Here is a 23335-nt window from a genome sequence, read left to right as displayed (position 1 = left end):
TATATTACCCAGGAGTCCTACTTTATTTATCATTATTGTTCAAGTATCTTCAATCTTTTCTCTACTTGTATAAATAAGCGAATAATTAATAATAGCATAACAATCATAACTGCTATCATTGTATGCGAATATCTAAACAATATACTAATAACACTTCCAATTAACATCATGATGAAACCATTTTGTTTCATCACTTCTGCACTATACCTATTACCCGCATCCCATAGTTCCTTACTTTTCATAGATCGTTTCGTACGATAACCATATGCCGCGTTAATATCTGTCGGTGGATTTTTTTGAAGTATAAGTGCCCCAAGTATAAATATAATACCAATCAATATGCTTATTCCTATGTTTATTAGTGCATCAATCAATTATATCCCCCCTTAACTTACACTTTCATTATACGACACATCCCTATTTTTCCCAATTCATAACATATTCATTTTCTTTCTTTCGATGTCTGAAACATGCTTGGAAGTGTTACAAAGCGTGCACCTTTCGTTTTTAACTGCGGAATGATTTTGTCTAGCGCATCAACAGATCCTTGTAAGTGCCCACCCGGAGTTGAATGCTGCAGTATGACACTACCTGGAAATGAATTCCCTAACACATTATTTGTAATCGTATCGGCACTTACACCTTTCCAATCAACTGTATCAACACTCCACTGTACAATCATAAAATTTTGCTCAGTCGCCCACTTCAATTGATTTTCAAGTATTTCACCATACGGCGGACGTATAAACTTCGGCGCATAACCCGCTAAACGATTTAATATTTCTTCTGTTTTTACAATTTGATTACGGTACTCATCCTCATTTACTTTCGCTAAATTCCGATGACTATACGTATGATTACCAATTACATGCCCTTCATTCGCGATGCGCTTCACTACGTTCGGATACCTTTCTGCGTTTTCCCCTAGCAGAAAGAAAGTGGCTTTTACATTATGTTGTTTTAACTTATCTAATATTTTTGGCGTAAATACTAAATCTGGTCCATCATCAAATGTAAGAGCTACTTCCGCTTTATTGTATGGCCCTGAAAATGCATACGCATATTTTTCAACCCATGAAAATGGAGTCCATGATCCACGATCTTCTTTTATTTGGACTTCATAATTTTGAGGAACATGTAAAGCGTATGGCAATGAGCTTATATAGTCTCCATAATAAAATGGAGGATACGGCATATAAGCATACGAAATATCTCGTTCTAGCCCCGATTGAAATGGAACGAACATCTCTGGTGAATAAAAATAATACATGATAAAAACCTCCCTAAAATTTCATATGTGATTCGTCTGCACTTTGTTAGAAAAATTGTTATTCATGAACAAAAATAAGACTGTCCATAATTAGGACAGTCTTACTGCTTTATATAATTAATATATCGATGTACTATCTTTCGGCAAAGTTTTCACATGTTTTAAATAACTCGTCACTTTATCATCGTCATCTTGCGGATATTGATAACCATAAGTGTCAGCAATTTCATTCGCAACTTCTCTAAATAAATCACCCATTACAAAGAATGACTCCCAAACATTTTCATAGTCTGCATTTGAAAATGTTTGTTTAAATTGCTCCCACATATCTTTTTCAAAATACTGTTCGAAATGCTTCCCAAACTTCCCTGTATTAACTGTAAAGTCTGTTTTCATACCAATATGCCATTCTAGCATTACGATGAACATATCTCGCACCGGACCATCAAACATTCCTTTTGCATAAGAGAGTTCCTCTCTCCATAGCCCTTTTGCGACATTCGTACTACACCACCAAAATTCATTACAGCAATCTAAAAACTCTTTTTCTGTAGGCTTTTTTATTAAGTAATCCCTATCGCTTGCTGCTGAAAATTCATCCATACAATTATCTTTATCAAGAAGCAGCTTACTTAAACTGTCTTGTCCAACAAATGTATGTATTAAATCAACTGGAATTAATGTTAAATCAATTCGGTTCCCATCCATAAACTGCATTAAATACGGAAATTTCCCGTCTTCGTCCGCTGGAACTAATGACATTTCTTCTGGCATTTGTACAATCATTATTTCTCCGAATCTACGTATCCAATTATGATTAGACGTAAAAGATTGTATATCTTTTACAACATACATAATATCATAGTCTTGAAAACAATCTTTTTTCACATTTGGATTTACACGCGATCCATTCATGATAACTACTCGGATTCTTTCATCCTCTTTTGCTGTATTAATAATTAAGTCTAACATTTCCTTTTCAGTTCTCATCTACTTATACCTCCAATTTTTGAATATACAATATAACGCTATATCTAATGGAGGTCCACGAGCTAGCTGTGTCGTACACGATACACGTTATAATTTTTGAAACTTCTTTTTCATCCCTTTTTCCTCCTCACATCACTCATATATTGCAATCGTGCTCATTGAAATACTATCTCTTAAAGTTATTAATGCTTTTCTACTATGCACTTTTAATTATACAGAATTTCCCGTTTTTCACACAAACAGAAAAAAGGACATCCATTCCATCACAGAATAGATGTCCCTACCTTATTTTTAAACTTAGCCCTTACGGATTAGTAGACCAAAGTCCAGCCGATTTAATAAATGTGCGTTTATTTAATTTCAGCTGCGCTACGATAAACTCTGCAATATCTTCTGCTTGCATAACTTTATCAGGATTTCCATCAGTTAATCCTAAATCTACAGCCATATCCGTTGCTACTGTACTTGGTGTTAAAGCAGTTACACGAATGTTATGTTTACGAACTTCCATCGCTAACGATTCTGTTAAGCCAAGAACACCGAATTTAGAAGCACTATACGCACTTGTTACAGGCGCACCTTTTTGTCCTGCTGTAGATGAAATATTAATGATATCACCAGATTGCTGTTCAATCATGCTTGGTAAAGCTGCACGAGTTGCATAGTATACACCCATTAAGTTTACTTGAATGATTTTTTCCCAATCAGCAACGTCTAGTTCTAAAAACTTACCGAACTTAGAAATACCAGCGTTATTAATTAAAATATCGATAGATCCTAAACCGTTCTTTAACGTTTCAATCGCAGTTGTTACCTCTTCATATGAAGATACATCAGCAGTCGCAATAACAGCTTTTACACCTTCTGCTTCTACTTCTTTCGCAACTGCTTTTAAGTTTTCTTCTGAACGTGCTAAAAGACCTACATTTACGCCTTCTTTCGCTAACGCGATTGCTACAGCACGACCAATCCCTCTACCTGCTCCTGTAATTAAAGCATTTTTTCCTTGTAATAATTCTGCCAAGTATAACACTCCTTAATCATCTCAGTTATGTATTATATTAAAATTGTATCTATGTTTATGTAAAAAGGCAATGATGCACTTTCATGTGCGTAGGTTACTTGTAGGTAACTATAGTAGTTATACATACATTTTTTAAAGAAAATTAGTGTTAGAAAGCTTTCCTCCTAACACTAATTTCCTTCATATTTAGGAATACGCACAATAAATTCCGTACCATTCCCTTCCTCACTCTCGACTTTTATTTCTCCTTGATGAAGGTCGAGTACTTTTTTTACGATGGCTAAACCTAAGCCACTTCCTCCATACGTACGATTTCGTGAAGAATCCGCTTTATAAAAACGTTCAAAAATATGTTGTTTCTGTTCTTCGGATATCCCAATTCCCGTGTCATGAATACGTATTTCTACGAACTTCTCATGTTCTTGTAACTGAATTGTAATTGTGCCACCACTTGGAGTAAATTTAATACTATTATGAATTAAATTAATCCATACTTGACTCATACTTTCTTGGTCGGCAGTAATGTGTACTTTCTCTAAATTAAGTTCTAACTCAATTTCTTTTTCAACCCAGAGCGGCTCACTAGTTAATACAATTTGCTTTAACTGTTGATCTAATCGATAGGTCACTCTTTCTGGTGTATATTCTTCTGATTCTAAAAGGGTTAACTTCAGTAAGTTTTGACTCAGTTTAGATAATCTCGTTGTTTCCGTTTCAATAATGGTAAGATAATGCTTTCTTTTTTCCTCAGAAAGATTGTTATCTTGTAGCGCTCTAGCAAACCCTTTTATGGAAGTTAATGGCGACTGTATTTCATGAGAAACATTCGATACAAATTCTTGTCTCATTGTCTCCATTGCATTCAGTTCATCTGTCATATCATTTATACTTTTTACGAGTACACCAATTTCTCCATCATACTTTTCTTCATTTCGTATTTTTACGGAGAAGTCTCCTTTTGCAATTTTTTGTATCGGTTCAATAATAGTCCAAATCATCGCCTCTCGTTTTGGTCTCATTAAAATTCCGATCAATGTCCAAATAAGAACAATAAATACAAAGCCGACCATATCACTAATTAAAAAAGTAACAAACGGCGATACGTTTATTTCAAAAGCATCTAATATGCTAGATGCCACATAAAATGCGATAGACCAAATTATAGTGAGAAAAGAAAAGAGCGCTATTACCGCCCCAATTACTTTCAACATCTTCAACTTACTCATTCGTTCTCTTCTTCTCATTTACTTACCTCTAAGCGATAGCCTAAGCCTCTTATCGTTTTAATACTAAACTTCGACTTTTCTTCTTGAAACTTTTCACGTAACCGATTAATATGAACGTCTAATGTGCGTTCATTCCCTTCAAAATCATACCCCCATACGTCTTCAATTAATTGCTCTCTCGAACAAGTTCTTCCTGCTTTAGATCCTAATGTAAAGAGCAATTCAAATTCTTTTAATGGCAGTGTAACCGTTTGCTCTCCGAGTGTCACTTCAAATGTTTTACGATTCAACAATACATGCCCAACTTGAATTGATTGCGATACTGTAATTTGGTAACGTTTCAATAACGCCTTTACTCTCACTACTAATTCTATAGGATCAAATGGTTTTACAAGATAATCATCTGTTCCAAGGTGAAATCCTTTTACTTTTTGAGACGTTTCTCCTTTAGCAGTTAGCATCAGAATCGGGATATCATAGTATTTTCTTAATTCAAAACATACATCAAATCCATCCATATTCGGCATCATAATATCAAGAATAACCATATCAACTTTCACTTCATCTATTTTCTGAAGTGCATCTAGTCCATCAATTGCTTCATATGTTTGAAAACCTTCTCTTTCTAAAAATACAGACACAAGTTCTCTAATATGCGGATCATCGTCTACTATTAAAATGTTAAGTATCAAAGGAACCATTTCCTTTCTAATTAGCATCCTTGGTAAAACTTTTAAAAATGAATCATCAGCGGAGTACAACCCCACTGATGATTCATTTTATAATGCACCCTCTTTAATTTTCAATTGTTGCGTTGCAAATTCACGATACATGTCATGTGTGCGTAACAATTCATCATGCGTACCGCTACCAGTAAGATTCCCTTTTTCTATAAAGATAATTTTATCTGCATCTACTACAGTAGAAAGTCTATGTGCAATAACTAACGTTGTTCTGCCTTTCATTAAATTATTTAATGCCTTTTGAACGACAGATTCTGATTTACTATCTAGACTTGAAGTTGCTTCATCTAACATAAGAATTTGTGGATTTCGAAGTAACGCTCGGGCAATGGCAATTCGCTGTCTTTGTCCTCCAGAAAGCTTCACACCACGCTCTCCAACTTCTGTTGCATATCCGTTTGGCAAATCATGAATAAATGCATCAACATATGCCATCGCTGCTACTTTTTCAATTTCTTCATCTGTCACTTCGCCCTCAACACCGTAACAAATATTATCACGAATCGTTCCATCAATTAACGGACTATCTTGTGAAACGTAACCAATTTGACGTCGCCATGACTGTAATGAATAGTTCGTAATTGAATCTTTCCCTAATTTAATAGCACCGCTAGTTGGCTCATAAAAACGTTCTAATAGTGAGAATAACGTCGTTTTCCCGCTACCACTTGGCCCTACGATTGCTGTTACTTTTCCTGATTCAATTGTGAAATCAATATTTTTTAACACTTGCTCTTCTTCGTTATACTCGAAATGTACATTTTCAAGAACTATCGATTGCTTAGCATTTGTAACTTTCATACCAGTTTCATGGTCTTCTACCTCATATTCTAAAATCGTATTAATTCTTTCTGTTGCACCAATTGCCTTTTGAAATTGTGTAAAGAACATAGATAATTGACTCATCGGCATAATAATTTGAACTAAATATAAAATAAATGCTACCAGTTCTCCTGTTGTTAAAGCACCGCTAGAAACGCGCATTCCACCATATCCTACGATGATAACAAGTAGTGCCATTAAAACAAACGACATAACTGGTGAAATCAGCGCTTGCACTTTTCCTTCTTTCAAGCCAAATTGCAATAACTTTTGTATACCTGTATTACCTGTTTCATATTCTCTTTTTTCTGTATTTGAAGATTTCACTAAACGGATTTCTGATAATACTTGCGTTAACACACTTGTAAAAGAAGCTGTTTCATCTTGAAGTGCTTTTGAAATCTTATACATTTTCCGTCCAAGCGGCACTAAAATTAGCACAGACAATGGAATAACCGTTAATAGTAAAGCTGTCATTTTCCAATCTAAAACAAATAATACAATTAACGATCCAATTATTGAAATACCGCCAGTTAATAAGTTTGATAAGTGCTCAGAAATCAACGTCTTCACAACACCTGTATCATTTGTCATACGACTAATTGTATCACCTGTTCTATTTTTATCGTAATAAGATACCGGCAAAATAAGCACCTTTTTCCATAATCGTTCCCTCAGTCCCGCAACAATCTTCTGTCCAATATAATTTAATAAATATATAGACAATCCTGCAGCGATAGTTTGCATAATGAAGAAGGCAACTAATCCAACAATTTGTCCTGTACTAATTGACGACAGCGAAAAATTATCTACTAATCCTTTTGTTAACATCGGAATAAATAGGCTCGCTCCCGTAGAAAGCAAACTCATTAATAATGCAAAAACAAGAATCCCTTTCGGAGGATTTGTATCTTGAATAAGGCGTAAAAACTGCCTCCAATTCCCTTTTTTCTTCACTTCATTTCTAACTTCCATTCATGTTCATCTCCTCGTGTTAAACCAAACTGTTCTTTCTAAAACTAGAATACAATACAAATGTAAACTGAATGTAAACACACTTTTTCTATTTTTACAAAATATACATAAAAACTCATCTTTACAACATGTATAAATATCTGATATTATTACCTGGTACTTAATATTATTCTATGTGGATTATAGATAGCTAATTAAAACACTATATACATCTCCAGTTATTGAAAGGAGTATCCTTTTTGCAAACAAATATACATTCCGAAAAGGAAACAATCATTTTTATTCATGGATTAGTTGGCAATCGTCGCGCCTTCAAAAAAGAGCATAAACGATTTTCTGCCTCCTACAACATTATTACTTATGACTTATTAGGTCACGGTGACGATAAAGGAGAAGCTATCGATTTTTCATTACAGCGCCTCGTTGATCAATTATTGAGCTTATACGAAAAAGAAGGCATTAAAAAGGCTCATATTTGCGCTTTAAGCTATGGTTGTTATATCTCTACAATTTTTGCACAAATGCACCCCGAAAAAGTATTAAGCATTTGTCATATTGGTGGACATTATAATAACCCTTCTCGTTTATATAGCGTATTTCAAAATTTTTGGGAGAAACGAGGAGATGAATACTCTAAATGGCTCTCTCAATACGCAAATACTATTTTTCCGAGCGGCATACTAAAAGCGAATCCATTCGCAGTTATTTCTAGAAATATTTATTACCGTTTCGGATTACAATTACATTCTTCAATTATTGCCCAATCATTACGACACCGGTTAGAATTCGATTTAAAATCTAAATTAAAATCACTTCCCCACCCTATACTATGGGTAATGGGCGAACATGATCATCTCTATAAATCTTGTCTTTTTGATTTAAAGTCTATCTTGCCAAATGTTCTATATAAAGAAATACCTTTAGCAGGACATGCAGCAAACTTATTTCGTCCTAACTACTTCCATGACCTATACGATCGATTTTTAAATGGGAAGTTAAAGTAAAAACTACTACACTCCCAATTTATTCAACTATAAAAAGGCTTCCCAAGTTTCCCTGGAAAGCCTTTTCTCTATACGAAAAGTATATAAAACTACTTTTTCTTAGTATGCTTTTGTATAACCTAATAGGTGCTTGCTCCAGTAAGAGTTGTTTACAGAACTAATACGTACACCAGTTGCATCAGTTTCTGCACTAATGAACTGACCGTTTCCTAAGTAAACACCCATGTGAGAAGGACCTGATTTATAAGTATTTTGGAAGTATACTAAATCACCTGGTTGTGGATTGCTAGTTTTTGTTTTAGAGCTCCAGTATCCAGCAACTGTTTGACGAGCGCCTGTATGACCAGTTTGATTTAATACGTAGTGAATGAATCCACTGCAGTCAAAACCAGCAGGTGTTGTACCAGCAGTTCTGTATGGTGAACCATTTAATGATCTAGCGAATCCAGCGATTGAAGATGTATCTCCACCTGTTGGCGCTGTTGGTTTTTGTACTTGGTTAGAACCTTGATTAGAACCTTGGTTACCACCAGTAACTACATTGTTCACTCCGCCTTTTACAAACTTAACAAAGTCTGCACTTACGTAACCTGTGCGGCCGTTATGGTTAATTTTATACCAACCATTTTCAGCGCCAGTAACGTTTAATACTGTACCGTTCGTTACTCCACCGATTACAGCGTTATATGTAGCTGGGCCTGTACGTACTTTTAAAGCACCAGTGTTAACAACATAAGAACCACCAGTTTGAACTGTAGTAGTATTGTTGTTTGTAGTTGGTTGTTGTGTTTGGTTAGATACAGCAGAACCACCTTTTGTTACGAAGTCTTTGCTTACGTATCCAGTTCCACCATTGAAGTTGATTTTAAACCAATCTTGTACTTCACCTACAACTTGTACTGTTTTACCTTTATTTACAGAGCCTAATACTGTATGAGATGTACTTGGGCCTGTACGTACGTTAAGTGAAGAAACGTTTACTGTGTAAGTACCTGTTCCTTGTTGAACAGTAGTTCCTGTTTTGCCACCAGTCGTTACGAAGTCACCACTTACATAACCAGTTTGACCGTTTACATTAACTTTGAACCAACCGTTTTCTTGTCCAATTACTTGTAGTACTTGACCTGATTTCACTTTAGAAATAACGTTATGTCCTGTGCCAGCACCTGAACGAACATTTAATACATCAGCAGTTACTGTGTATTTTAAATCAGAGTTTGTTTCTACAGTTTTTGTTTCAGTTACAGTCGTTTGAGTTTGTGTTTGAGTTTGTCCATTAATTTCTTTTAGCGCTTCGTTTGAAACTTGTGCATGAGCAGAATCCATACCTGGAACTGCAACACCTGCTACTGAAGCTGCTGCTAAACCTGCAATTATTTTTTTCATAAGTTGTCTTTACTTCCTTTCCCTACTATCCTCTTAAAAAAAACTTACAAACTTAATACTTTACAATATTATCAAAGTAAAATATTCATCAAGTTCCATTTTTTAACAAGAGTTTTATTTTTCACACAGAGTTCATTTTAAACGAACGAAGTGAAATCCGTGTGAACTTCATGTGAACTTTACCATTAAACACACTGTTTTTGCAACGGTTTTTTCAAATTTCTTATGTATTGCATTAAAATTCGACATTTCATTTGATATTTTAATATAGAATTTTCATTGTCTATCCACTACAAAAAATTCTATTAACCTAATACAAAATAAAGTATGTGTTTCCTTATAAAGTTACTTACATGAAGTGTACTCTTATCATGACAAAAAAGACTTTATTTATCAATAGTATAATATTTTTAGAAAACTAATTCCCTATACTATATACAATTCCGAAACAATTTGACGAATTGTAAGATTTAGTTCACAAAACCTCATTTCTACTTTAACGAAAACACATACCTACCAACTACACATTTTTTCTAACTATGGAATTCCCAGGATAATTCTAGTATTATATACACATCCAAATAAAACGAAATTTTAGCGGATTGATTTTTTTAATGAGATTCTTATTTGAATAAAAAGGGGAGGTGTATTTGTGAAAAATATAATAGATAACCCTATAAATAAAAATATAGAACTGTACTATGCAGTTATTCAATTCGCCTCATTTATAACATCACAAAAAATATCGACTATTGAAACGCTTAAAAACGAATTAAAAAATCAGATGAAAAATGCAGAGCAAAAAAATCCTTATTACGTATAAAAAGGTGAACAGGTTATATTCCTGTTCACCTTTTATAATTTCTACATTATTTATAAATTTTCACACGAGTTTCTAATGGTTGAAATTCTTTTTGACCAGCAGGTGCTACTGGTTTACCAAACGGCATTTGTGCAGTTAGTTTCCAATTCCCTGGAACATCCCATTCTTTTCTTACTTCTTCATCAATTAACGGATTATAATGTTGCAATGTAGCACCAAATCCTTCAATTTCTAAAGTTGTCCAAATTGCAAATTGTAACATACCTGAAGATTGCTGAGACCAAATCGGGAAATTTTCTTTATATAATGCAAAGTTTTGTTGCAGTTCTTCCACTACTTGACTATCTTCAAAGAATAAAACCGTTCCATAACCACTTTTAAATGCATTCATTTTTTCTTCAGTAGGCGCAAAGTTATTTTCAGGTACAATTTTTCGTAGCGTTTCTTTCGTAATATCCCATAATTTATCATGTTGTTCTCCTAGCAAAACAACAACACGAGCACTTTGAGAGTTAAAAGCTGAAGGTGTATGTTTTACAGCATGATAAATCACTTCTTGAATTTTTTCATCAGAAACTACTTGCTCTTTGCTTATTGCGTAAATAGATCTTCTGTCTTCAATTGCTGCGTAAAAATCTTTTGCCATCATAATTCCCTCCAATTTTCATTTGAGGCCATTTCATATGTATACATCATATTACGCCCCTCAAACTTATTATTAATAAGTTTATAACTTTATAATATCAATATGAGGATGCAAACTCAAACGATTACACTTATTTTTAGCATATTTCCCCTTTTTACAATGAAAATAAAAAGACTGTTTATTGTTATCTAAAATAAGTAACAACAAACAATCTTGCTTATGTAGCAATTTACAACGATATTTTACTTAATTAACTAATCCAAATGCATACGACATTAACTTATTCGTCTCTGAAAAACGTTTTGTTTTACTCGATGTCCCCATCACAACTGTAATAATTCGATTATCACCTTGTTTTGCAGTACCTGTAAAACAATACCCAGCACTATCTGTAAATCCTGTTTTTAGCCCGTCCATTCCTTCTATATGTAAACTTTTATTATTTTCATTTAACATTTCATTTGTATTTGTAACTGTAGTATTATTAAATGCTAACTGACTCTGTCTTAAATGCGTTACTTCTAATATTTCAGGATAATCTTTTATAAGGTGATACGCTAATTTTCCAACATCAGCAGCCGTCATCTTCGTTTCACTTCCATCAGGCTCTTGTAGCCCTGAAGCATTTGCGAATTTAGCATGTTCCGACATTTCCAACTGTTTCGCTTTCGCGTTCATAATCTGAACAAAATCTTTCTCCGTCTTTGCCAGATGCTCAGCTAAAGCAACTGCTGAATTGTTAGCTGACTCAATCATTAACGCATGGTATAAATCTTTTACAGTTAACGTATCATTAACTTGTACTGGAATTCTCGCACCTTCGGTTTGTGCCGCTTTTGCACTTATTTTCACAGGATCTTCCCAGCGAACTTTCCCATTATGTACACTTTCTAATAGAAGATATGCTGTCATCATCTTAGACATACTAGCTGGCGCAAAAGCCTCATTCTCGTTATTTTGATAAATAACATCACCATCACTCGCATCAATAACGATAGCCGCCTTCGCATTAATTTCTGGTGGAATATACTTTTGTGGAACTTCCTTGTCAGAGAGCCCTATTTTAGGTAACTCAGCTACCTGTAAAGGTTGAGCATCTACGCTGTCCCCACTCTTTTGAGCTCCTTGGAAAAAGAACCAACATATACCCAAAATTACTACTGATAGGATTGCCATTATTCCCCATTTCAACTGCTTCATTTTAAAACTCCTTTTGTAACCTTTTATACACTCAAATTTAACCTTAACAACAATTACTTTATATCGTCAAGATAAAAAGTATATTTATTTAGCTACAACAATTATTATTTCAGCTATGTTAAACTTACAATAACGAAATATGAGAAAATTCAATTATATCAAAACCCAAAAAAACTATATAATAGAAAGGATTCATACAAATGATACTTCCAAAACCATTGAAATATGGAGATACAATCGGCATATACTCGCCCTCTTCACCAATTACCTACACTTCTCCAAAAAGATTTGCACGAGCAAAATCTTACTTACAACAGAAAGGATTTCGTATATTAGAAGGTTCCCTAACAGGCCGACATGATTACTATCGTTCTGGCAGTATACAGGAGCGTGCTGAGGAACTAAATGACTTGATAAGAAATCCTAATGTCTCTTGCATTATGTCAACAATTGGCGGCATGAATTCTAATTCATTATTACCTTATATTGATTATGGTGCTTTTCAAAATAACCCTAAAATAATGATTGGTTATTCAGATGCGACCGCTTTATTACTAGGTATTTATGCAAAAACAGGAATCCCTACATTTTATGGTCCCGCACTTGTTCCTTCCTTTGGAGAATTTGAACCTTTTGTAGATTATACATATAAATATTTTGCAGAAACGTTACTGCATAATCAACCTCTTCCTTATCATATAAAACAACCGTTATTTTGGTCAGATGAATATATGAATTGGGAAGAGAAGACGAAAGAAAAAGAACTGAGGCCAAATAATTGGATTTCTGTAACGAATGGACGTGCTACTGGGCGCATTATTGGCGGGAACTTAAATACAATACAAGGAATTTGGGGCAGCCCCTATATGCCTCATATTCAAGAAGGAGATATTCTATTTATTGAAGATAGCTCAAAAGATGCAGCTACTATTGAAAGAAGCTTTTCCTTACTTAAGATTAACGGCATATTTGATAAAGTTTCAGGTATCATTCTTGGAAAACATGAGCAATTTGATGATTGCGGCACAAATCGAAAGCCTTACGAAATACTATTAGAAGTGCTACAAAATCAAAAAATCCCTTTTTTAGCTGACTTTGATTGTTGTCATACCCATCCAATGATCACTATGCCTATCGGTATTAAAATAGAAATGGATGCAACCAATAAGACAATACATATTTTAGACAAATGGAACGTCTAATAACACTTATATTATAGGAAGAAAATATGGTGAGCTTTTCTTTTAGAAAACATTAAAAAGCTCTGTTTATTAAAAACAGAGCTTTTTATTATTGTCCTAAATTTTGCACCTTATCTTTCAAATCTCGCACTTGATCTATCGTCTGCATAAGCTCAGAGTTTTTAAATTGCTCTACATCCATTTTTCCTTCCTCTATCTTTTTCATAGATGTATCAATCAATTCACTTAACTTCTCATTATAGCCAACAATTTGCTCATGAAGATCCTTCGCTACATCTGGTGGTGTTAATTCATTGAAAGCAGGTATATCTTGCTTAATTTCATTCAGCTTCGTTTCCAATTCTTTACGAGCTTCACCATCATTAATAGCCTTTTCAACTAATGCTGGTGCTTCATTTGCAAATGCACTGACTTCATTCACATAGTCTGTTGCTTTTTGAGCATAATCTAATGAGTTCTTCCCTTCCTCTACCATCGAACAACCTATTAAACCCATTGAAACTATAAATACTAATAAAATGGATTTTATTTTCACATTATACTCCCTTCGTCTTTATAATTCCCTATATGCTTCCCTTCATAACTTCTAGCTAAATTGCTTATAACCTTTTTCAAATTACTACTTATCCTCTTACATGTCCTATTATCGTTACAACATCTATTTCTATATGTACGCTAATAATGTCTTCAATTATATCCATATATCCTTGTCCTATAGCTGTTCCGTAGTGTAATGAAAGTCCCTTCTTTTCGTAAACTGACTTTGGTACTGTAAAAATAAATCTCCTCATGTTCAGTTCATCAGCAGGTTCCATAATTAAAACAATCCCATCCTCATCAAACATATACTCTCGCCCTCCAACTTTACATTCACTATGGCTCAGTATTGCCTTAGACAGATAGATTTTAAACACCATCTTCAATGAAACCATTCGAATCTTACAAAAAAACACAAACCTTGAGCTATCAAGAATTTGTGTTTTTTATGACATATTTAAATGCCTTTATCAAGTTCATAAAGCATACGATACTTTTCGTTTTCTTTAAGAAGTTGTTCATGACTGCCTTGCATTACAATTTGACCACAATCAAGGAATATAACTTCATCTACATGTTCTATTCCTACAAGATGGTGTGTAATCCAAATAACGGTCTTTTCTTCAGTTGCAGAAAACATTGTTTCGATTAAAGACAATTCTGTTTTTGGATCTAAACCGATAGTCGGTTCATCAAGTACAACGATTGGTGTTTCTTGCATAAGGGTTCTAGCAAAAGCAACCCTTTGTCTTTCCCCACCAGAAAACCGCTTTCCCATTTCATGCATTTTTGTTTGTAACCCATCTGGAAGAGAAGTAATATGCGAAGCTAATTGTGCTTTCTCTAAAGCTTTCCATATCTCTTTATCAGCCGCCTCTGGTTTACCGATTCGTACATTATTTCCAATTGTCGTATCGAACAAATGCGGTTTTTGATTTAATACAGAAATGTATTTGGATAAAAGATTCGTATGAGCTTGTTCACCATTTAATAAAACTTCGCCATTTACCGGGCGTAACGCCCCTGTTAACAATTTTAGTAAAGTAGATTTCCCTGTCCCACTTCTGCCTAAAATAGCAATTTTCTTTCCTGCTTTTATTTGTAATGATACATCTTTTAATATCATCTCATTACTATCGGGATACATATATGATACATGATTCAATTCAATATCTACATGTTTTGGTGCAACGTAATCTTTATCTCCATGCAAATCCATTTCATCATGTAACATACTATCACTTTCTACGCGCTTAAGACGATGAGTAGATTCTACATACGATGGAATTCGATCGACGGCATCTGCAATTGGAATAAGCGCATTTGTTACAGATAATGTCATTAATACGAAAGCTGCGATAACTGTAGGAGCAATCTGTGCACTTGCGGCTTCATTCCCAGTCCATATAATCATTGAAATCACTACAATCCCTACTACTAACTGAATGAGGCTGTCTCGAATATGATACCAGCGTTTCACTCTCTTTTCCGTTTTTAACAACTGAGCATTTTGCTCTACATACTCATTAATAAATTCATCTTTTCTACCACTTGCCTGCCAATCTGATAGTCCAAAAACAGCATCTGTTAATTGTTGATACAAGCGGTTTCTTCCTTGCTTCAAAGTAACATGATGTCGCTTCATTAATAGTAATGATACAAATGGGAGCAGAAAAACGATAATAGCCAACATACACCCTGTAATGAATGCAAACACAACATCAAATGCACCAATAACAAGTACGAATATACTATATACAACTAGTGCCAATATACTAGGGAATATTGTACGTAAATATAGGTTTTGCAAATGCTCTATATCTTCGGATAGTACACCTAACACATCACCTGTTTGAAATCGTGAACGGAAAAATAACGCCTGTGGTTCTACTATTCTGTATAATTTCGTTCTCATTCTTTCCAATATTCGTAGTACGACATCATGTCCCACTAACCGCTCTATATAATGAAAAACAGCTTGCCCTATACTAAACGCACGCGTTGCAACAATAGGAACATATACAACCATTACATTTTCTGGTCTGAGAGCAGATTTAGAGATTAAATAACCTGAAATGAAAAGTAACATCGCACCTGAACTAACTCCGAGAAGCCCAAGAAATATAGTCAAAGTCATTCTACCTTTATTTTGCTTTATATAAGGTTTAATCCAGCTACTCATCTCTACTCCCTCCCTTTCCTATGAAAATGTAATGTCTCATTTTCTAAAAGTTCTTCATATGTTCCACTTTCTTCAATCTTTCCTTTATTTAAAATGAGAATATGGTCCATTTGTTTCATCCAATGCAGACGATGTGTTGCGAGAAATACTAATTTACCTTTAAATAGACGTAACATTGCTTGCTTTATTTCAAATTCAGTTTCAATATCAAGATGCGCCGTAGGCTCGTCCAATAAAATAATTGGTTTTTTACTTAAAAGTGCACGTGCCATAGCAACACGCTGTTCTTGTCCGCCGCTAAGCATACGTCCACCTTCTCCAATTCTCTCATTCATCCCATTTGGAAGTGATGCAACGAGTGAACGGAGACCCACTTCGTTAATAACTCTTTCCACTTCTTCATCAGTTGTATTTGTTTCATAGAAACAAATGTTATCTTTTAATGAAAGCGGAAAAATATAAGGTTGCTGCGGAATATAAGCAATGTTTTTTTGCCAAGCCGCACGAGTAGTTCCGTCCATGTTCACACCATTTACTAGCATCTTCCCTTTAGATGGAGCTAAAAATCCAGCCAACACATCAATTATCGTCGATTTTCCAGCTCCACTTTCACCAATGATGCCAATAGCACCGTTACCTTTCCAAGTAAAATCAATTCCTTCTAATATCGCCTTATCAGATTCATCGTTATTTACTTTTATAGCTTGTAACTTTAAGCTACTCGAAGAATCCCATGTAACCTCTACATTTGAATCCTTTATTTCCATTGCCTTTTGTCGCTGTAAAATCCCTTCAATTTGCTCCATAGCCAGTTGTCCATCTAAAGTAGCATGATAATTCGCTCCAACTTGCTTGATGGGAAGAAAATATTCCGGAGCTAAAATTAATATAGTAAGAGCAGGCAATAAAAGAATCGTTCCGTCTATTAAACGAATTCCTAAGCCTACTGCTACAAATGCGATTGATAAACTCGTAAAGAAATCTAATGCAAAAGAAGAAAGAAAAGCAACTCGCAAAGTTCGCATCGTCGCTTTTCTATATCTTTTACTTACTTTTTCAATCTTTCCTTCGTGCTGTTTACTTTTTCCTAAATACTTTAATGTTTCTAATCCTTTTAACGTATCTACAAAATGATTAGAAAGTACACGATACGTCTCATATTGACTATCAGCCATTTTCTGCGCTGCTAATCCTAGAAGAATCATAAATATGATCACAATCGGAATCGTTACAACTAAAATGATTCCAGATTCAATATCTAGCGTAAAAACATATAAAACAATTAGGGCTGGAACGATACTACTTCTAATCATTTTAGGAATTGTTAATTCAATATATGTTTTAAATTTCTCAATCCCTTCAATCGACAAGGTAACCAGATGACCTGTTCCGACCGTTTGAACATACCTTGGACCTAATGTGAAATATGCCTCTATTAACTGTTTTCTTAGTAACGCCCCTGTTTTTTCAGCAAAACGTTCCACTACTATTTGTGATATTCGAACTAATATTTGACGCGCTACAAACGAGATACCAAAATAAACAATTTCACTTAACACTGTTTGTACTGTCTCTCCATGAAATAAAAATGTAATAGCGCGCGCTAAAAAGGTTGTTAATGCAAGAATACTAAAAGCTTCTAAAATACTAATAATCGTTAACGCTACATATAAAATACGGCTACCGGGATAAGACGGAAGTCCTCTTTTTCTTTTCATTAGTACTCCAAATCGTTGTCTGACTTAACAGGTTGTCTAAATACATAATAACTCCATATTTGACTTCCGATAACGAAAGGCAAAATAGCAATCGCAAAGTAAGTCATAAGTTTTAATGCATAAGCCCCTGATGCTGCATTGTAAATTGTCAAATCATTCATCGCTCCTAAAGAGCTAATCATAACACGTGGGAACATACCGATAAATACACTCGCACTTAGTAAAATGATTGTTAAACTCGTCATAAAGAAAGCCCAACCATCTCTTCTTCTTTTATTTAATACAGTAGACATTAATAGTGCTACAAAAGCTCCAATTGGCACCATAATCCATTCTGTTCCATGAGCAGTGAAAATATCGGTTTTCCACAACCCTATACCAGCAAAAATAAGAAGCGTAATTAATGAAAATGGTGCAATTTTTATTGCAGCAATTCGTGCACGTTCTCTCAATTTACCAGTTGTACGTATTGTAAGGAATTGTAATCCGTGAACAATACATAGTAGAAGGAACATCACTCCTCCAAGTAACGCAAATGGATGAAGTAATTGCAGGAATCCCCCTACAACATTTTTACTCTCATCAATAGGTACACCTACCATAAAGTTTGCAATTGCAACTCCCCAAAGGATAGGAGGTAACATACTTCCTATAAACATCCCCCAATCCCATGCACTCTTCCATTTATGATTATCTATTTTTGCACGGAACTTAAAGGAAACCCCTCTTAAAATTAAGGCAAGTAGCATAAAGACAAATGGAATATAAAAACCACTAAATAAAGTTGCGTACCAGTGCGGAAATGCCGCAAACATAGCGCCACCAGCACAAACAAGCCATACTTCATTCGCGTGCCAGAACGGTCCAATTGTATTTAAATACACTCGTTTTTCAAAATCATTTTCCCCTAAAAACCTCGAAACCATTCCTACACCAAAATCAAAACCTTCCAGTACGAAAAATCCTACAAATAAGATTACAATAACTATAAACCACAACTCATTAAGAGATAACATACTCTTCCTCCTTATCAAATGGATCATGGCTTTGATTATCCTTTTTCGTTTTCTTATTCGTATGACCTTTAATGATACGAACGAATAAGTAAACACAAATTCCACCCATAATTAAATACATTGATGTGAATGAAATAAGTGAGAATAACACTTCACCGAATGTTACATTTGGTGATACAGCATCTTCTGTTTTCATGACACCAAATACTACCCATGGCTGACGACCCATTTCAGTCATAACCCATCCGACAGTATTACCGATAAACGGTAGTGAAATTGCATACACCATTAATTTTAAATACCACGTTTTTTCAGCTAATCGATCTTTTCTTGATAAGAACCATCCGTAAGCTCCTAAAAGTAACATGAACGTTCCGCTCATTACCATCGCTCTAAAGCTCCAAAACATTGTATGTACTGGCGGAATATAATCCCCAGGTCCATATTTTTCTTCATATTGTTTTTGAATTTGATTCATACCTTCTACTTGACCGCTAAATTTATCGTATGACAATAGACTTAACATATAAGGGATTTGAATTTCAAACGAATTTTCTTTCTTCTCTGTATCAATTTTTGCAAATACCGTAAATGGCGCTGGATCCTCACTCGTATTCCATAATGCTTCAGCTGCCGCCATTTTCATCGGATGTGTCTTAATTAAATTTTGCGCTTGTGCATGACCGAAAAATAATACCAATGCTGTTGAAATTGTTCCAACAACGATAGAAACTCGGAAAGACTTCTTAAACACCTCAGTCTCTTGTTGTTTTGTAATTTTCCATGCACTAACACCAGCAATAAAGAATGCCCCTGTTGCAAGTGCCGCTGTAATTGTATGCGGGAATTGCACCCATAGTTGTGGGTTTTGAATAATCGCTAAGAAATCATTCATCTGTGCGCGACCATCTGCTGCCATTTCATATCCTACAGGTGACTGCATAAATGCATTTGCAGTTAAAATCCAAAACGCTGATAACATCGTTCCAATTGAAAGAAGCCAAATACATAAAAGGTGAATTTTCTTTGGTAGTTTATCCTCACCAAATACCCATAAACCTAGGAATGTAGACTCAATGAAAAATGCTAATAATCCTTCAATTGCAAGTGATGGACCAAACACATCACCTACGAAACGTGAATACGTTGACCAGTTCATACCAAATTGAAACTCTTGTAAAATACCTGTTACTACACCTACCGCAAAGTTTACAAGGAATATTTGTGTCCAAAATTTCCCCATCTTCTTATATACTTCTTGCCCTTTTACTACATACAACGTTTGCATTAACGCAATAATAAAAGCTAAACCAATGGACAGTGGAACGAACAAGTAATGAAATATCGTTGTTGATGCGAATTGTATTCGTGCCAATTCGAGCGTTTCCATGCTAAACTCACTTCCCTCATAGTTTTTATCATAAAAATTAATTGAGCACTCTTAATGAACTCAATTAATAAGAAATACGAAAAGATAAAATCATCCTGTATGTATTTTCATAAAATATGAAATTTCAGTTTTTCGAACTATTACACTTCTATTTTTTACCTTTTCACTATTTCTGTAGTGTTTTTATTCGTTAATCGAATTGTATAATATACTTACATAATAAATTCAGCTGATTTTTGACGTATTCTTGACATCATTTTGTCTGAAATATGTCTTTTGGTATTTTTTTGAATGATTTTTTTCTCATTAATAAAATGCATTTTTTGAATGTTAAACTTGCTTTTATATTAATAAAAACATTATTTTTCTCTTTATGTATTTGACTTCCCTTCAAAAAAATGTCCTTAGAGCCAACCAGAAAAAACACTATTTTTTTGTCAAGAAAAAAATATATTTTTAATATTCAATCCTATCATTTTGTTATTCAAAAATAGAAAAAAACTCCCTTTTCTCTAAACTAAAATTCATTTTTTTGTCACTTTTTCAAACGTAATACATACATAAAAAAATACCGAGAATCCATTCGATTCTCGGTATTTTCAAATTATTTCGCTGTATGTTTTCTAACAGCTGGTAAAATTTCAGTAGCAATTAATTCGATGTTTTTCTCAATTTTGTCAAATGGTACACCACCAAAATCGATTTGTGCCATAAAACGTTGTTGTCCAAATAATTCATATTGATAAAGCATTTTTTCAATAATTTGCTGCGGGCTGCCAATCATTAACGCGTCACGGTAATCTAGCGCATTTGTAAATTGTTGCTTCGGATATCCGCCTCCACGTAATGCAATCATTCCCGCATTAATGTGAGGATAATATTCACTTAGCGCATCCTGTGAATTTTCTGCTGTATAGAATAAACTCGTTGTTGCAATTGGTAAACTAGCTGGATCAAATCCACTTTGCGCAGCCGCCTCACGATAAGCATCTACTGAAACTTTAAAATTAATAGCTGGTCCGCCAAGTGTTGTTATCATCATCGGAACACCTGCGCGCCCCGCTTTTATTGCACTAGCTGGTGGACCACCAACCGCACGCCAAATTGGTAAGTTATTATTTTTAGCTCTTGGAATAATACCTGCACGTTCAAGTGGTGCTCTGAACTGCCCTTTCCATGTTACATTTTCTTCTTTATTAATTTTTAGTAAAAGATCCATCTTCTCTTCAAATAGCTCTTCATAATCATTTACATCGTAACCAAGTAAACTATATCCTCCAATGCGAGAACCACGACCAGCTACGATTTCAGCACGACCATTAGAAATTAAATCAATAGTCGCAAAATCCTCATATACTCGAACTGGATCTGATGTACTTAAAATTGTTGCAGAACTCGCTATTTTAATATTTTTCGTTGCTTGTGCAACAGCCCCTAAAATTACTGTGTGAGCTTGCGTTGTAAAATGCGTTTGATGACTTTCACCAACTGCAAATACATCAAGTCCAGCCTCATCCGCTAACTTAGCAGTTTCAATAAGCTCACGGATTCGCTCCCCTGCACTTAATTTTTTTCCATTATGCGGATTTAAAATATGATCCCCAATTGAATATAATCCAAACTCAATTCCTTTACTTGTATCCATACGGTATTTTTCCATAATTGCGCTCTCCTTTATTAATCGGTATTAACTTTTCTCTAATCACTTGATTAGTCAATTGATTCTGTAAAAAAAATTACTCACTCGGTAATTCTTTTTTTTCACTATGCTTATGAACTTTTGTCATCAACTCATAAAGTATTTTCTGCTCTTCTTCATTTAATACATCATCAAAAAATGATGATTGAAATGCAAGTTGTTCTGGCAATGCTCTTTCTAAAGCCCCTTCCCCTTGCTCTGTAAGACTAATGGTTTTCGTCTTCCAATCTTGTTTTCGTATAATATAACCTTCTTTTTCAAGGCGAGTTAACATTCGAGAAATACCACCTTGTGTAACAGTAACCTTCTCAGCTAACTCCATTTGCGTTAACGGCTGATAAGTCCGTATTTGTAAAAGTACATCAAATTGTGCTGTCGTTAAATCAAAACGTTTTAAAAACTCATTTGACATTTGATTACTTTGGTTCGTAAATCGTATTAAACGTAACCATATTAACGATCCTATTGTATTATCACGCATGATTCATCACTTCCTAGCGTTTATCTTACTATCACTTTACTACGCAAGTGATAGTAATGCAAGTGATAATTACATTTTTTTTATACAACTCAACTTATTTAAACTTGAAACAATAAGTTATATCGAAATGCATCACTCGTGTAGTGTCAGGTCTACTTGCCGTTCTCTACATCTCCATACAAAAAGGATTAAGCTCCAATGCCTAATCCTTATCATACATTTATTTTTGTTTTCCAAAACGGTATGTTTGAAATTCACACTATCTAACCTAATATTTTTGCCGTACCGTCATTTCATTCAAGCTTACCGTTTTCATTTAAAACTTGTATAGATTTGCATAAAAGACCCTTGTCTACACAAATCGGGCTTTTACGAGATAAATCATTTAAGTTTCACTTTTACTTCCTCTTTAGACATAACATCAGGTCTATAAATTAATTGAAGATTAGAATCACCTTTTTTCGCTTCAAATGTTATCGCTCCTGTTAACTTACCATTTGGATCTACATCATTAATTTTAAAAATATTTTTATTGCTAGTTGAAAATGTATGGTCAACAACACTTCCATCGCCTCTTTCAAGGTAAAAATCTAATGGGTTAATTCTAACTTTTTGATTACCAACATTCTCTACTGTAACATGAACAATAACAAACTCATTACCTTTTTCCAGCTTATCATATTCTGCCACTTGTGCTATTTGCACCTTATGGACTGTTAATTTTTGATCTCTAATTTGAGTAGTTTTTTCAACATTATATTCCCTTGTATCTTCTTTCTTCGCATCTTCTTTTTTTTCACTACTTTGCTCTTCCTTAGTATTATTTGATACGGTTTTAGCTACTTCTTCCTTCTCATCGCATGCCGATAAACTGAAAGCTAATGTCCCTGCTAGAGTGATTGTCCCAATTTTTTTAAACATAAATTCCCTTCCCCCAATATAAAAATGATAAAAACCCCAAAAAAACTATATATTATGATAACAGATGGACGAACAGCATG

The 23335-nt window shown here is 34.4% G+C and carries 22 protein-coding genes; 3 read left to right on the top strand and 19 right to left on the bottom strand.

Going from position 1 to position 23335, the window contains the following annotated elements; translation table 11 throughout:
* Nucleotides 1-32 precede the first annotated feature (32 nt).
* The 7 genes from ACQKNI_RS15130 to ACQKNI_RS15100 form a co-directional block, all read right to left on the bottom strand.
* A complete protein-coding gene (locus tag ACQKNI_RS15130) occupies nt 33-371 on the bottom strand; it encodes an SdpI family protein (protein ID WP_140417352.1) in 339 nt (112 codons plus the stop codon).
* A 71-nt stretch (nt 372-442) separates the two neighbouring features.
* A complete protein-coding gene (locus tag ACQKNI_RS15125; RefSeq protein ID WP_427282486.1) occupies nt 443-1270 on the bottom strand; it encodes a peptidoglycan-N-acetylglucosamine deacetylase in 828 nt (275 codons plus the stop codon).
* Between the two features lie 117 nt (nt 1271-1387).
* Complete coding sequence (locus ACQKNI_RS15120; protein ID WP_098840891.1) at nt 1388-2260, bottom strand: aminoglycoside 6-adenylyltransferase; 873 nt, start codon at nt 2258-2260, stop codon at nt 1388-1390.
* Between the two features lie 304 nt (nt 2261-2564).
* The gene (locus tag ACQKNI_RS15115; protein WP_000818985.1) at nt 2565-3284 is read right to left on the bottom strand and encodes a 3-ketoacyl-ACP reductase; all 720 of its coding nucleotides are present in this window, start codon (nt 3282-3284) and stop codon (nt 2565-2567) included.
* A gap of 170 nt (nt 3285-3454) precedes the next feature.
* A complete protein-coding gene (gene hitS / locus ACQKNI_RS15110) occupies nt 3455-4528 on the bottom strand; it encodes an envelope stress sensor histidine kinase HitS (protein ID WP_427282485.1) in 1074 nt (357 codons plus the stop codon).
* A complete protein-coding gene (gene hitR / locus ACQKNI_RS15105) occupies nt 4525-5202 on the bottom strand; it encodes a response regulator transcription factor (protein WP_218012486.1) in 678 nt (225 codons plus the stop codon). The genes hitS and hitR overlap by 4 nt, the downstream gene beginning before the upstream one ends.
* An 87-nt stretch (nt 5203-5289) precedes the next feature.
* The gene (locus ACQKNI_RS15100; protein WP_088230572.1) at nt 5290-7050 is read right to left on the bottom strand and encodes an ABC transporter ATP-binding protein; all 1761 of its coding nucleotides are present in this window, start codon (nt 7048-7050) and stop codon (nt 5290-5292) included.
* 239 nt (nt 7051-7289) lie between these two features.
* On the opposite strand from ACQKNI_RS15100, the gene ACQKNI_RS15095 reads away from it, so the two are divergent.
* The gene (locus ACQKNI_RS15095; RefSeq protein ID WP_088230573.1) at nt 7290-8054 is read left to right on the top strand and encodes an alpha/beta fold hydrolase; all 765 of its coding nucleotides are present in this window, start codon (nt 7290-7292) and stop codon (nt 8052-8054) included.
* 99 nt (nt 8055-8153) lie between these two features.
* Here ACQKNI_RS15095 and entFM read toward each other — a convergent pair whose 3' ends face one another.
* Nucleotides 8154-9440: an enterotoxin EntFM gene (gene entFM / locus ACQKNI_RS15090; protein WP_088230574.1), complete on the bottom strand. Its 1287-nt coding sequence runs from the start codon at nt 9438-9440 to the stop codon at nt 8154-8156.
* 631 nt (nt 9441-10071) lie between these two features.
* Here entFM and ACQKNI_RS15085 point away from each other — a divergent pair.
* Complete coding sequence (locus ACQKNI_RS15085; protein WP_088230575.1) at nt 10072-10263, top strand: DNA mismatch repair protein MutT; 192 nt, start codon at nt 10072-10074, stop codon at nt 10261-10263.
* A 46-nt stretch (nt 10264-10309) separates the two neighbouring features.
* Here ACQKNI_RS15085 and ACQKNI_RS15080 read toward each other — a convergent pair whose 3' ends face one another.
* Nucleotides 10310-10912 carry a nitroreductase family protein gene (locus ACQKNI_RS15080; RefSeq protein ID WP_170933760.1) on the bottom strand — a complete coding sequence of 201 codons (603 nt, stop codon included), beginning with the start codon at nt 10910-10912 and terminating at the stop codon, nt 10310-10312.
* Between the two features lie 243 nt (nt 10913-11155).
* A complete protein-coding gene (locus ACQKNI_RS15075) occupies nt 11156-12109 on the bottom strand; it encodes a D-alanyl-D-alanine carboxypeptidase family protein (protein ID WP_088230577.1) in 954 nt (317 codons plus the stop codon).
* Nucleotides 12110-12309: 200 nt separating this feature from the next.
* Here ACQKNI_RS15075 and ACQKNI_RS15070 point away from each other — a divergent pair, with 200 nt between their 5' ends.
* Complete coding sequence (locus ACQKNI_RS15070; RefSeq protein ID WP_098252246.1) at nt 12310-13311, top strand: S66 family peptidase; 1002 nt, start codon at nt 12310-12312, stop codon at nt 13309-13311.
* 88 nt (nt 13312-13399) lie between these two features.
* On the opposite strand, the gene ACQKNI_RS15065 is transcribed toward ACQKNI_RS15070, so the two are convergent.
* From ACQKNI_RS15065 to ACQKNI_RS15025, 9 genes are all read right to left on the bottom strand, one after another.
* The gene (locus ACQKNI_RS15065; protein ID WP_088230579.1) at nt 13400-13846 is read right to left on the bottom strand and encodes a DUF6376 family protein; all 447 of its coding nucleotides are present in this window, start codon (nt 13844-13846) and stop codon (nt 13400-13402) included.
* Between the two features lie 88 nt (nt 13847-13934).
* Nucleotides 13935-14156 (bottom strand): hypothetical protein, encoded by a 222-nt coding sequence (locus ACQKNI_RS15060; RefSeq protein ID WP_140417346.1) that lies wholly within the window; start codon nt 14154-14156, stop codon nt 13935-13937.
* Nucleotides 14157-14305: 149 nt separating this feature from the next.
* The gene (gene cydC / locus ACQKNI_RS15055; RefSeq protein ID WP_088230581.1) at nt 14306-16030 is read right to left on the bottom strand and encodes a thiol reductant ABC exporter subunit CydC; all 1725 of its coding nucleotides are present in this window, start codon (nt 16028-16030) and stop codon (nt 14306-14308) included.
* 2 nt (nt 16031-16032) lie between these two features.
* Entirely contained in the window at nt 16033-17748 is a 1716-nt protein-coding gene (cydD, locus tag ACQKNI_RS15050) for a thiol reductant ABC exporter subunit CydD (RefSeq protein ID WP_088230582.1), read from the bottom strand.
* On the bottom strand, nt 17748-18764 hold the full coding sequence (gene cydB, locus ACQKNI_RS15045; RefSeq protein WP_427282484.1) for a cytochrome d ubiquinol oxidase subunit II: 1017 nt from the start codon (nt 18762-18764) through the stop codon (nt 17748-17750). The genes cydD and cydB overlap by 1 nt, the downstream gene beginning before the upstream one ends.
* Nucleotides 18751-20154 (bottom strand): cytochrome ubiquinol oxidase subunit I, encoded by a 1404-nt coding sequence (gene cydA, locus ACQKNI_RS15040; protein ID WP_088230584.1) that lies wholly within the window; start codon nt 20152-20154, stop codon nt 18751-18753. The genes cydB and cydA overlap by 14 nt, the downstream gene beginning before the upstream one ends.
* A 604-nt stretch (nt 20155-20758) precedes the next feature.
* A complete protein-coding gene (locus ACQKNI_RS15035) occupies nt 20759-21814 on the bottom strand; it encodes an LLM class flavin-dependent oxidoreductase (RefSeq protein ID WP_088230585.1) in 1056 nt (351 codons plus the stop codon).
* A gap of 76 nt (nt 21815-21890) precedes the next feature.
* Nucleotides 21891-22334: a MarR family winged helix-turn-helix transcriptional regulator gene (locus tag ACQKNI_RS15030; protein WP_088230586.1), complete on the bottom strand. Its 444-nt coding sequence runs from the start codon at nt 22332-22334 to the stop codon at nt 21891-21893.
* A gap of 381 nt (nt 22335-22715) precedes the next feature.
* A complete protein-coding gene (locus ACQKNI_RS15025; RefSeq protein ID WP_088230587.1) occupies nt 22716-23255 on the bottom strand; it encodes a DUF4352 domain-containing protein in 540 nt (179 codons plus the stop codon).
* Between the last annotated feature and the right edge of the window lie 80 nt (nt 23256-23335).

Source organism: Bacillus sp. NPDC094064 (assembly GCF_050279585.1).
Lineage (GTDB): Bacteria > Bacillota > Bacilli > Bacillales > Bacillaceae_G > Bacillus_A.
This window is presented reverse-complemented; position numbering and strand designations above follow the sequence as displayed.